General features: G+C 37.7%; 8 protein-coding genes. 6 read left to right on the top strand and 2 right to left on the bottom strand.

Translation table 11 applies throughout. The features are described from left to right. Window positions 1-180: 180 nt before the first annotated feature. From AEQSU_RS14365 to azu, 6 genes are all read left to right on the top strand, one after another. Window positions 181-1317: an aminotransferase class I/II-fold pyridoxal phosphate-dependent enzyme gene (locus AEQSU_RS14365; protein WP_014783597.1), complete on the top strand. Its 1137-nt coding sequence runs from the start codon at window positions 181-183 to the stop codon at window positions 1315-1317. A gap of 3 nt (window positions 1318-1320) precedes the next feature. Continuing rightward, complete coding sequence (locus AEQSU_RS14360) at window positions 1321-3273, top strand: polysaccharide biosynthesis protein (RefSeq protein ID WP_014783596.1); 1953 nt, start codon at window positions 1321-1323, stop codon at window positions 3271-3273. Between the two features lie 337 nt (window positions 3274-3610). Then, entirely contained in the window at window positions 3611-4390 is a 780-nt protein-coding gene (locus tag AEQSU_RS14355) for a polysaccharide biosynthesis/export family protein (protein WP_014783595.1), read from the top strand. 136 nt (window positions 4391-4526) lie between these two features. Further along, a complete protein-coding gene (locus AEQSU_RS14350) occupies window positions 4527-6887 on the top strand; it encodes a GumC family protein (RefSeq protein ID WP_014783594.1) in 2361 nt (786 codons plus the stop codon). 275 nt (window positions 6888-7162) lie between these two features. Further along, window positions 7163-8443, top strand: coding sequence for a capsule assembly Wzi family protein (locus AEQSU_RS14345; RefSeq protein WP_211206519.1), 1281 nt, complete (start codon window positions 7163-7165; stop codon window positions 8441-8443). A gap of 138 nt (window positions 8444-8581) precedes the next feature. Beyond that, window positions 8582-9091 carry an azurin gene (gene azu / locus AEQSU_RS14340; RefSeq protein ID WP_014783592.1) on the top strand — a complete coding sequence of 170 codons (510 nt, stop codon included), beginning with the start codon at window positions 8582-8584 and terminating at the stop codon, window positions 9089-9091. Between the two features lie 286 nt (window positions 9092-9377). Here azu and lplA read toward each other — a convergent pair whose 3' ends face one another. Next, window positions 9378-10382 carry a lipoate--protein ligase gene (gene lplA, locus AEQSU_RS14330; protein ID WP_014783590.1) on the bottom strand — a complete coding sequence of 335 codons (1005 nt, stop codon included), beginning with the start codon at window positions 10380-10382 and terminating at the stop codon, window positions 9378-9380. A gap of 337 nt (window positions 10383-10719) precedes the next feature. Beyond that, window positions 10720-13011: a TonB-dependent receptor family protein gene (locus tag AEQSU_RS14325; protein WP_014783589.1), complete on the bottom strand. Its 2292-nt coding sequence runs from the start codon at window positions 13009-13011 to the stop codon at window positions 10720-10722. Window positions 13012-13079: the final 68 nt, after the last annotated feature.

Here is a 13079-nt window from a genome sequence, read left to right as displayed (position 1 = left end):
ATAGAAACATGATACTAATGACAACCCAATGGGTTTGATTCATTTTAGATGCTACTAATGAATTTAATGTGAAATACTAAGTTAGCTTAAAATGTGTAATCATAGTTATTCTTAATTGATATTAAACGGATTAGCATCTCGATTATATAATAAAATTAGATTGTTGGCAACCAAGGACGAATGGAAGAAAAGATTTATTTATCATCGCCCCATATGGGAGGGAAAGAGGAAGTTTATGTTAAGGAAGCGTTTGCTGCCAACTGGATAGCGCCTTTAGGTCCAAATGTTAATCATTTTGAAGAGAGTTTGCAAACGTATTTGGGGGAAGAGCAATATGTGGCAGCGCTTAGTTCTGGAACTGCAGCCCTCCACTTGGCTCTTATTTTATTGGGTGTGGAAAGAGGAGATGAGGTGATTTGCCAAAGCATGACTTTTTCGGCTTCTGCAAACCCAATTGTTTATCAAGGAGCGACGCCAGTATTTGTGGATAGCGAAGAGGATAGCTGGAATATTTCGCCTATACATCTAGAAACAGCCATTAAGGATAGGATTGCAAAAGGTAAAAAACCAAAGGCGATTATAGCGGTGCATTTATACGGAATGCCATATAAGACCGAAGAGATAAGGGCCTTATCAGAAAAATATGACATTCCAGTTATTGAAGATAGCGCCGAAGCATTGGGCAGTTCCTATAAGGGAAGAAAATGTGGCACTTTTGGGGATATCTCCATATTGTCCTTTAACGGAAATAAAATTATCACTACTTCAGGTGGAGGTGCATTGGTAGCACGAAATGCGGACCATAGAAACAAGGCTATTTTTCTTGCTACCCAAGCAAGGGATGACGCCCCTCATTATCAGCATAGCGAAATTGGATATAACTATCGCCTTAGCAATGTATGCGCAGGGATTGGTAGGGGGCAGATGGAGGTGCTGGACGCCCACGTTGACTTAAGACGAAAGATGAATGAATTTTATAAGCAAATTTTTGCGGAGCAGCAGGGAATAGGAGTGTTTTCTGAACCATCTTCTGATTTTTATAGTAACCATTGGCTTAGCTGTATCACCTTTGATAAGAACACTGGCAATAAAAATGCGGATGGACTACGGGAAGCATTTTTGGTAGATAATATAGAGTCTCGCCCGTTATGGAAGCCTATGCATTTGCAACCTATTTTTAAGACGGCTCCATTTTATGGTGATGGTACGAGTGAATCACTTTTTAAAAATGGACTATGTCTGCCTTCTGGGAGCAATTTGGACGATAAGCATCGGGAGCGAATCCGTTCCGTTATAGCCCACTATTTTAATAATTAGGAGATGAAGAGTAAGAAACAATCTATCGGTAAATTTGCCTCGGCATACGGCAAGTTTCGGCTTTTCGTTTTGGAGCAGCGTTATTTGCCACGATGGGCAGTTGTTGTTATAGACCTTAGCATCTGTCTGCTTTCCTTTATACTTGCCTTCCTTATACTTAAGGATACTCCTATAAAATTTTACAATGTTTTAAGCTTGACCGAGAAAGCATTGGTACTAGTCTCGCTTCATTTACTTTGCTTTCTTTTATTCCGCACATATTCCGGCATTATTAGACATAGCACCTTTACAGACGTTTATAGGTTAGCCTTGGCGACGGGCTCTGTAATATTAATTGCAATAGTGGGAAACATTATCTATCAGATTATTACTGGGGATAGGATTTTCCTGACGACGGGACTTTTGCTTTACGCATTCTTTTCCTTGACGCTTTTAATAGCTTTTAGGATAACAGTTAAGGAGATATATCGGTTTTTGAGAGCGGCGGCGTCCACAAATTTTAAGAAACGGGTGGTTATCTTAGGGATAGACGATCAAACTATCTCGCTGACGCAGGCCATGCTTATGGATACTACTTCCGAATTTAGACCTGTCGCGTTTTTAAGTTCCAAGGAAAAGCGTAAGAATTTTAAGATTATTGACTTACCAGTTCTTTATTCCGAAGGACCTTTGGATAACACCTTGCAGAAGATCAATGCCCAATTTGAAATTGACGGAATCCTGATAGTAAGCGACTTATTTACAGTACCTGAGAAGAACTCCATTGCGGAAAGCTGTTTTAACCTAGGGTTGGATGTTTATAACCTTGCTATGCCAGAGCAGTGGAAAAAGAGTAGCGATATGCAGATCCGGATTGCACCATTGCAGATAGAGGATCTTTTGGAACGCAATAAGATTGAGATAGATACAAAGCTGATAGCGGAAGACCTTTACGGTAAAACTATATTAGTAACGGGGGGAGCTGGAAGTATAGGTAGTGAATTGGTGCGACAGATGGCTGTATGGCATCCCAAAAAGCTCATTGTTCTTGACTGCGCGGAAAGTGCCCTACACGAAATTGACGTTTATTTAAAGAAAAATTATCCAGACTTAAGCTATCAATGCTATCTGGCCGACGTTACCCAACGGGGTCGCATGGAGGGTATATTTGCCAAATTTAATTTTGATTTAATATATCATGCGGCAGCGTATAAACACGTGCCGATGATAGAGAAGCATCCCAGAGAAGGGATTCGAAACAATATAATGGGAACCCGTATTTTGGCAGAATTGGCCTGCCAATACGGATGCCAACGCTTTGTAATGATTTCCACAGACAAGGCTGTGAACCCTAGCAATGTTATGGGAGCCACGAAAAGAGCTGCTGAAATGTATGTGCAGGCGCTGCAACGAAAGCCTGGGGTAATCACAAAATTTATAACCACCCGTTTTGGGAATGTACTGGGCAGCAATGGTTCGGTTATTCCATTTTTTAAAAAACAGATAGCGGATGGTGGGCCGGTAACCGTGACCCATAAAGATATAATCCGTTATTTTATGACCATACAGGAAGCCTGCCAATTGGTTCTACAAGCTGGAACGATGGGAAAGGGGGGCGAGATATTTGTATTTGATATGGGGAAACCTGTTCGAATCCTCGATATGGCAGAGCGGATGATAAAATTGAGCGGGCTGCAACCTTATGTGGATATTCCTATTGAAATTACCGGGTTGAGGGAAGGAGAGAAGCTATATGAGGAATTGTTGAATAACGGGGAATGTACTTTGCCCACCTACCACCCAAAAATAATGGTGAGTGGGGTTGTGGAATATGAATATGAGCCTGTATGCCAAGCTCTCGCCGAGTTAGATATAATGATTAACCAAGTGGGGAAGAAGAAGCATATCATAAAAAAGTTAAAAATGTTAGTGCCGGAGTTTATTAGTCAGAATTCTATTTATATGGATTTGGATTAGGCGATGGGTATTAGGCGATGGGGATTAGGGATTAGGGATTTGTTGATTGGTGCTTCGACTGCGCTCAGCATGACAGTTTTGGGATATGTTGATTGGTGCTTCGACTGCGCTCAGCATGACAGTTTTAGGATTTGTTGATTGGTGCTTCGACTGCGCTCAGCATGACAGTTTTGGGATTCGTTAATTCGGGATTCGTGATTTGTTGTTTTGGGATTTGGGATGGGGTTAGGAAGGGAGAAAATTTTAGTCGAGAATAAAGAGCCCAAATATGACAAACATTGAAAATTGAAATTGGGAATGCTAGGGAAGAAAGTTTATATTTGCAAAAAAATACTAAATGAAAGGATTTGTAGCTAAAGTTTTGCTGTTATTAATGATTATGGTTTTAGGGGCGTCTTGTGTGTCTAGAAAGAGAATTGTTTATTTTCGTGATTTAGAGGAACGCAAGGCTCTTGTTGATAGCGTTCAGAATACCTTTAAAATACAGCCGGATGATTTACTTAGCATTGAAGTTTCAGCCTACGATCTAAACGCGGTGCGCCCTTTTAATCTAGGGGGTGGTTCTCGTCTTCCTACTGACGGTCCTAGCGGTGCAACAACTTCAACACAACAGGGGTATTTAACCGCGCAGGACGGTACTATAAATATGCCCGTTTTGGGCACTATAAAAGTGGCCGGACTTACCCGTGCGGAATTGAGTGATCTTTTAGTAAAGCGTATATCGGAATATGTAATCAGTCCTATTGTCACTATTAGAATAATGAATTTTAGAGTAAGTGTTCTCGGAGAAGTTGGAAACCCTGGAACTTTTAATGTACAAGGAGAGCGGCTTACCTTGCCTGAGGCCTTAGGTTTAGCTGGAGATATGACTTTATTTGGTCGTAGGGATAATTTGTTGGTTATTCGCGATAATGGAACTACTAAGGATTATAAGTATTTGGATATACGGGAGTCTTCCTTTTTAAATAGTGATTATTATTATTTACAACAAAATGATGTTGTTTATGTGGAACCAAATTATGCCCAAATTCAGGGGAGTAGTTTTAATAGAAATACTACCCTTTATTTCAGTATTATTTCCTTGTTGATTTCAGTTTTGGTTATTGCTTTTAAGTAGGATAGTTTGTGAATGATTGTCCCGATAGATTTAGGGATTGTAAGTATTTTAATTAGTGAATTAGTGAATTAGTGAATTTGTTAATATGTTGCTTTACCACCCAACAACCAACAACCATCAACTATAAAGATAAAGAATGCAGGATTTGCCACAGAACGAAATTGAGGAACAGGAATTGACACTGCGGGAGCAGTTGGAAAGTTATTTACGGTATTGGCCTTGGTTTGTAGCTAGTGTGCTGGTTATGTTGGTAGGGGCTTATATTTATTTGCGATATACTGTTCCACTATACCAAGTAAAGGCTACTATCCTTATTAAAGACGAAAAAAGCAATGAACTATCTGAGCTTGCCGCCTTCCAAGATTTAGGAATGAGTTTTTCTACTTCTGAGCTGAACAATGAATTGGAAATACTACGCTCTAAAACACTGACCGAAAGAGTTGTTGATAACCTTAACTTAGTAGTGCGATATTATAAGGTAGGAAACATACGCGATGCGGAAGTATTCGATAATAGACCCTTTGATTTAAAAGTAATTCCAAATGCAGGCAAAAAGGGAACGCCAAATGGGTTTTTCTATATTGCGCCCATCTCCACCACTCAATACACTTTAAAATCTGAAGGGCAGCGAGGCGAAACCTATGCCTTTGGCAAGCCTATAAATTTTCCTTGGGGAACCATAGTTGTTTCCCCCAATTTAGCTGTATTAAATGAAAATCTCGAAAATACTGAACTTAGGGTATTGATCCAGAACCGGGACGCCGTGGTAGGGAGCTTACGAAGTGGTATAACTGCGAGCCAAGTAAGCAATGGAAGCAGTGTTATTTTGCTCCAATTAGTTTCGCCAGTACCAGAAAAGGCTAGAGCTATTTTAAACGAATTAATACAACAATACAATGAGGATGCCATAAACGATAGGAATATGGTATCCAGAAATACTGCAAATTTTATCCAAAGTCGATTGGAAATTATTACGGGCGAGTTAGATAGCGTTGAAACAGGCAAGGTAGAATTTAAAGAGGAAAATCGTCTTACTGATATTACGGCCGAGGGTCAAATGTTTTTACAAGATGCAAGCACGTTCAACAAATTGCAGCTGGAGGTAGAGACCCAAATTGCCTTGGTAAATACCATGGAAGAGTATCTAAAAAATGGGAATACGGCGGATTTATTACCAGCCAATTTGGGAGTTGAAAAAGAGGGCTTTACATCGCAGGTAGCAAATTACAACCAATTAATATTGGAGCGCAATAAGCTGATGCAGAGCAGTACCGCTAAAAACCCTTTGGTGATAGGATTAGACAAACAAATAGGCGAAATGCGCCAGAATATAAGAGCGAGCCTTAGCAACGTTAAAAACGGGCTGCAAATACAAAGAGGCAGACTGCGAGGACAGGAAGCAAGGATTGGCGGAGAAATATCTGCTATACCAAGGAAGGAGAAACAGTTTAGAAGCATAAGCAGGCAGCAGGAAATAAAGGAGGCGCTCTATCTTTACTTATTACAGAAAAGGGAGGAAACTGCAATTTCGCTTGCAGTAACCACGCCAAAGGCAAAGGTTGTGGATAGTGCTTATAGCCAAGGAGGTCCAGTATCTCCAAAACGGCAAATTATCCTTTTGGCAGCTTTAATATTAGGACTGATACTTCCTTTCCTGGTAATTTATATTAAGCAATTACTTGATAATAAAATTAGAAACCGTGCTTATGTGGAGCGCAAGGGTGGTAGTATTCCGATAGTTGGGGAAATTCCAGAATTGAGCAAGAAGGACGAGGAATTGATAAAAGAGAATGACTACTCCGTATTGGCCGAATCCTTTAGGATTTTAAGGACAAACTTACAATATTTGGTTCTTAATAAGCAGGAGAAGACAGCTAACGGGAAGGCAATTTTTGTTACGTCAACCGTAAAAGGGGAAGGAAAGACATTTGTATCTGCCAATCTCGCAATCACATTGGCAAATAGCGGGGCGAAGGTAATTTTGGTGGGCGCCGATATTCGGAATCCGCAATTGCAACGTTATATTGACGGAAGTTTTGAAAATAAGGGAGTTGTAGAGTATTTGGTCTATAAGGATACGGATATCCATAATTATTTACAGCCTTCTAAAACTATAAAGAATTTATGGTTAATGGTATCGGGAACCATCCCTCCCAATCCGGCGGAACTTTGGATGCAGGATAGGGCAGGCGAACTTTTTGCAGAGCTTGTAAAGGATTTTGATTATGTGGTAGTAGATACGGCACCTTCGATGTTGGTGACAGATACTTTGCTTATTAACCAATATGCTGATATAACCCTATACACTCTAAGAGCGGGGTATACAGAGAAAAAACTTCTTGGCTTCCCATTGGAAAATGAACGCAACAAGAAATTAAAGAATGTGGCTTTTGTGCTTAATAACGTAAGTATGGCCAATTTTGGTTATGGCAATAAATACGGGTATACATACGGACAGCAAAAAGTTAGCTTTTGGCAGAAAATTTTTAATAGGTAGGTTTTTTAATTAGTGAGTTAGTGAGTTAGTGAGTTAGTGAATTTGTGTCCCGATCGCTATCGGGATTGTGAGTCTTTTAATTTGTGCGCTTAAATCTCAGGATGACAGATATGTTAGTTTGTTAATTTATTTTTTGACGCCTAATTTTTAGTGTTCCAATAATATCTGTTTTGCAAACTTTTAAAAATATTATTAAAATGCAATTTATTGGTAAGTTAAAAACATTAAAAATTATTTTTTTTTTATTTATACCTACTTTAATCTGGTCACAAGAATTGGATATAAAAGGTAAAGTGGAAGCAAAAACAATTCTTGCCAACGAAGACGAAAATCCTTTTTGGTTTCACACAAATACCGACTACTCAGTAAGCGAACTTACTAATTTTTCTGCAACTGCCGAGCTTGCTGGTAGCTTGACGTTTTCCTCTTTCAAAATTAATGCTGGTGGAGCAGTTTATGGTAGAGACGGTGTGGAAGATGCTGTGCAACGTAGAGATTTGTATGCCCAATTTGAAAATTCTTGGCTTTTAGTAACAGTTGGAGCAAAAAAGCGAGCAGTTTTACTTGACGGTCTTTCCTCTACAAATCAGAATTTTTTGTGGTCTGGAAACGCAAGACCCTTGCCTGGGCTTATTTTGGAAGCGAACAATCCGTTTAAAATTTCAAAAACTTTTTCTGTGGATTGGGGAATTGCCCATTATCAGTTAAACGATACCCGTTATGTAAAAAACCCTAATCTTCACTATAAAAGACTCGGAATAATAACCAACTTTAATGAAAAGCAAAAGCTAACGCTAAGGGTTCAGCATTTTGCGCAATGGGGAGGCACCTCTCCAGAAATCGGGAAACTGAAAAGTGGGTTTAAGGATTTTGTAAATGTCTTTTTTGCCCATAATACGGAAGAAATTGGTGTTGAAAATGAAACTATCAATAAATTGGGTAATCATTTGGGAAGCCTATTTATGAATTATGAATTAAAAAATAAGTTCGGGGAGTTTTCTATTTATCACGATCATTATATTGAGGACGGTTCGGGGACTCGGTTTGCAAATTTTCCAGATGGTCTTTGGGGTCTATATTTTAAACCTAATAATCAGAAAATCATAGCTTCAATTCTGTATGAATATATAGATACTGTGGATCAAAGTGGTATTTCCGTTGGGAGTGGGAGAGACAACTATTTTAGTAATTCAATTTATAGAAGTGGCTGGACTTATGAAGGGAATATAATCGGTATTCCTTTTATGTTGTATGACAAAAACTTGCCATTATCCACAATTAGTTCAAGGTTTATCAGCAATAGATCGAAGACGCATCATATTGGTATTGCAGGCAAATTAAAAATGCTAGAATGGCAACTTAAAACTACTTATACAAAATATTTGGGTACTTACGGAAGACCATTAAATCCTGAATTAAAAGCGTATTACAATTACGGCTCTTTAGCCTATAAAAATGAAAAATTAGGTACCTTTAAAGTGATGGGTGGGGTCGATTTTTCAAATGTTTCAAGTACAGTAGTTGGCGGTGGAATTGAATATTCCTATTCATTTTAAACTTTTGTTATTCTTTAATTTTCTCGAAAGTTTAGGTCTTCCTATCTTTTTTAAAAAATGGTTGCTGTTTCATTTGGTAATACTGAAAATAGAGGTTAATTTTGTCCTTAATTTAAAATTAATATAAATAACAAAACAATGAAAAAATTGATTTTAGTGTTTGCAGCCGTTTTGGCAATTAGCTGTGGCGACAACAAAAAAGAAGAAAAAACTGAGTTGAAAATCGGTACTCAAGTAGAAGAAGCCGCTCCAGCTCAAACAACTGATGCTTCGGAAGCCATCATTAACATTACTGGTAATGACCAGATGAAATATAACATGACCGAGATTCGCGTTAAAGCTGGTCAAAAAGTAAAACTCACTTTAAAGCATGTTGGTACAATGCAGAAAACTGTAATGGGTCACAATTGGGCACTTCTTACTCAAGATGCTGATATGGCCGCTGTGGGACAAGCTTCTGCAACTGCAGCTGACACTGATTATATCCCTGCTGATATGAAAGATAAATTTATAGCCCACACAAAAATGCTAGGTGGTGGTGAGAGTGATACTATCGAGTTTGATGCTCCAGCTCCAGGAACCTATACATTTATGTGTACTTTTCCAGGACACTATGCTTTGATGCAAGGAAAGTTTATTGTGGAATAGACGTAAGGTTAGAAGTACGAGGTACGAAATAAGAAGTACCTAATAAATTAAAAAGCTGCAATTTTTATTGTAGCTTTTTTCATTTATTAGCTTTCTTAAACAGAAAACCAAGAGGTAATATCAGAAATATAAAAAGATACCATCCCGTTATCAACCCAATGATTGTAACTATTGCTGCGGCAACCATTAGATAAATCTTTGTACTTCCTTTCATTAAGAATTATTAGTTATTCGAAATTGACTTTGATTTTTTTGATTAGGCATTAGGCATTAGGTTTGGGGTAATTTAAGCCTCGTCGTCTCCATAGATTAATTCAATAAAATCTATTTTTGGGATATCGCCGAAATATTCATTTATCTCGATATCCTTTAATAAATCTGAAACATCTTCCTTTTCATAACGGGCTCCTTCTAAAAGTTTTTCAAGATTTTCAACGGGTTCTTTTCCGAAGAAATCTCCAAATATTTTAAATTCTTTGATGTGGCCTTTTTCAACAAAAATCCGAAGATCTATTTCCCCAATAGGGAAGCGTTTGCTGCGTTGAATGTTGAATTTGGGTGAACGCCCGAAGTTCCAATCCCAAGTGTCATATTTCTCTTCTTTTAGCTTATGAACGGCTTTCCATTCTTCTTCAGTTAAATGATAGCTTTCAAAAGGCTCGCTTTCTTCGTAAAGTCCTTCCAATAGAAGCTGTCTAAATTCCTCAATCTTCAATGGCTGCTTTAGGAATTCAGAAATATTAGCAACGCGACTCCGAACCGATTTGTGACCTTTGGATTCTATCTTACTCATCTTTACGTTTAGCGCGTTTACAACTTCGCCTAAATCTGTATTTAGTAAAAGTGTGCCGTGGCTTACCATTCGTTTTCCTGTTGAAAATTGCGCTGTGCCTGAAATTTTCTTTTCGTCCACTTGGATATCGTTGCGACCTTTTAGTTCGGCATTAAGTCCGAGGTTGTTTAAAACCTTGATTACAGGAGCTGTGAACTTCTTAAAATTATTTAGACTTTTTATATCGTGGTTGGTGATGAAACTGAAATTTAGATTCCCAAAATCGTGATAGACTGCGCCACCGCCGGAAACTCTTCTCACTACGTGAATGTTGTTTTTATTAACGTATTCGTGATTTATTTCTTCCAGAGTGTTCTGGTTACGGCCAATAATGATAGAGGGTTCATTTATGTAGAATAACAGATAGTCATTTTCTGCGCTAAAATTACGTAGTGCATATTCTTCCAAAGCTAGGTTGAGACGTGGGTTGGTGTTGCCTTCGTTTTCTAAGAAAATCATGATTTTTTAGTTTTAGCAAAGGTAATTTTTTAAATGGTGAATTTGTGAGTTAGTGAATTTGTTAATTTGTGAGTTTGTGAGTTTGTGAGTTTGTGAGTTTGTGAGTTTGTGAGTTTGTGAGTTTGTGAGTTTGTGAGTTTGTGAGTTTGTGAGTTTGTGAGTTTGTGAGTTTGTGAGTTTGTGAGTTTGTGAATGTGTGAGTTTGTTAATTCGGGATTTTGTAATGAGTAACTAGGAATAAGAGATAAGAAACAAGAAAAAAGAAAAAAGACAAAGGAACCAAGAACTAAGAAAAGAGAACCAAGAAACGCGAAACAAGAAATATTGAAGTTTGATTTTAAAATTTATAATCGAGTTTAATTCCTCCAAACCAATTTCGTGGTGTGCCGGGATAGTAGTATCGTGGTTCTGCGTTTCCGAAGGCGGTTGCGTTTATCAATATTGAAGAAGCGTATTTTTCATTTGTAAAGTTGTTAATTCCTACGTTCAGGTTTAAGGAAAGTCTTTTTGAAAGTTCTTTTTTATAGGAAGCTTTTGCATTTAGAACGATGTATTTCTCTGAATATAGTAGATTGGCATCGTTTAGAGGAATCTCACCAATATGAAGAAAGTTGGTGTTGAGTTTAAAATTTCTAAAACCAAAATTGAATCCGCCATTGATCTTTTTGTTAGGTACTCCGGTAAGTTGGTTTCCTGAATAATCATCTTCTGCATCCACAAAATCTATAAATCTATGATTGGTGAATTCAGCATTGAAGTAGGGTGAAATATAAATAAATTCATCAATAGGTTGAAAATAGGAAAGCTGAAATTCAATTCCTTTGTGTTCAGTTTTTCCTGCATTTCGGCCAATATATTGGTCGTCGCCCACACGGTCTGCAACCAGCAAATCGTCAATATCTAAAAGGTAGGCGTTCACTTGAAAGTGAAGCTTTCTTTTAAAGAGGAATAGCTCGCTACCCACTTCATAATTAAAACCTTTTTCGGGTCCCAACTCTGGATTTATAATGCCTTCTGGAGTTAAAGTTTCTTCGATGGATGGATAATTAAATCCACGGCTGAAATTGAAAAATGAAATTACATTTTCAGTGAATTGATAGCTAAGATTTACGTTGGGAGCAAGGATAGGATTGAAATCTCGATTGGCGCTTTTATTTGCTTCTCCTAGATTGAAAACATCATTAAACTGATAATTTGTTTTGTTGAAGTTAAGGCCAAACTGAGCTTTAAATTTTTCAGTAAAGGGTAAAGTTACAGTTGCAAATACATTCAAGTTATCTCTCTTTTCAATATTATCACTAAGCAAATCGCCTTTAAGACTGCCGTTGCCATTGTTTTCCTTATATAGGTTTGCAATGGTTTTCCAGATGTATTCATCTTTATAAAACTCACCACCAAAACTGAGGTTCGCCTTGTTTTTTAGAAATATGAAATCTTTAGCAAAAACCGTTCGAGCGCCGTAGCCATTGGTGAATTCATCTAAAATATTAAAAGGTCGCGGCTCGTAATGATCTAAGTAGGTATAGAAAACAGAGCTTGTATTACTGAAGTTTTCAGAAAAGAGATGCGTAAAACTTAGCCCTGTCAATAATTGTTTATTGTCCTCAAAGCCTTGGGCTTCCTTCCACGTAAAAGCTGCTTGCGAAGGATCTTCCTCAAAAGCGGTTTTGCCAATAGAACTAGGTATTTGCGCAAAATAATCTACATAGTTTATTAAAAGACTTATTTCATTTTTAGGATTGAATGAATACTTGGAGTTCAACAAAAACGTTTTTCTATTATAATCACTATTCTCCCGAAACCCTTCTGTTTGCAGATGATCGTAGTTAATATTTAAGGAAAATTTTTCTGTGGAAGTTGCAGCAGAAATTGAATTTTTAATCAAGCCGAAAGAACCAACCGTTAAATTACTATTGAAAGTAGTTTCGTCAATTTTCGCTGTTTTCGAGTTGAGTAATAATGTACCTCCTAAATTGGTGCCGTATTGTGTGGCTTTTGGACCTTTTACGATTTCAAGGGATTGTAAATCTTCGGGATCAAAGACGTCGATTGCTGTTTCGCCAATGCCGTTGGTTATTGGGATTCCGTTGAAATAGGCACGGATTTTATTAGTGCCATAAAGTGTACGCGAGCCTACACCGCGAATCACGATTCTATTGGTATTGATTGCGCCACTTTGAATAAAAACTCCAGGCACTTCATTAATTGCCGAATTGATATCTATAGGGCTGTATTGTTCAAACTTTTCAGCAGTTACTTTGTCCGTGGGAATGATAACCTTACTTTCTTTTTGATAGGTTGAGGAAAGAATTACTTCCTCAAGCTTTTCAGATTTTGAAAGTGGAGCAAGTTCAAACACCATATTGTTTGCAGTTATATTGAAGATGCCAACATAGAAATCTGGATGTTCTAAACTTATTTTGAGAGGCAGTTTATAATTTCCGTGAATAACGAACATTCCGTCTGGATTTGTTTCGGAAATTTTGTTCCCATTAACAAAAACCCAAACCTTATTAATAGGCTCATTTGATGAATCAAATACAAAACCCTGTAAAACCTGTGCCTGCAAGCAATTAAAAAAAGCGGTTACAAACATAACCGCTATTGTTTTTTGAAGAAGGAACTTCATTTTTTTTATTTTTTATTTAGCGAAAAGCGAAGAGTCAAGAATCAGGAGCCAAGGCTTATTTACTTATT

Origin of the sequence: Aequorivita sublithincola DSM 14238, from assembly GCF_000265385.1 — a bacterium.
Lineage (GTDB): Bacteria > Bacteroidota > Bacteroidia > Flavobacteriales > Flavobacteriaceae > Aequorivita > Aequorivita sublithincola.
Note: the sequence above shows the minus strand (reverse complement) of the source record. Positions and strands in the feature narration are given on the sequence as shown.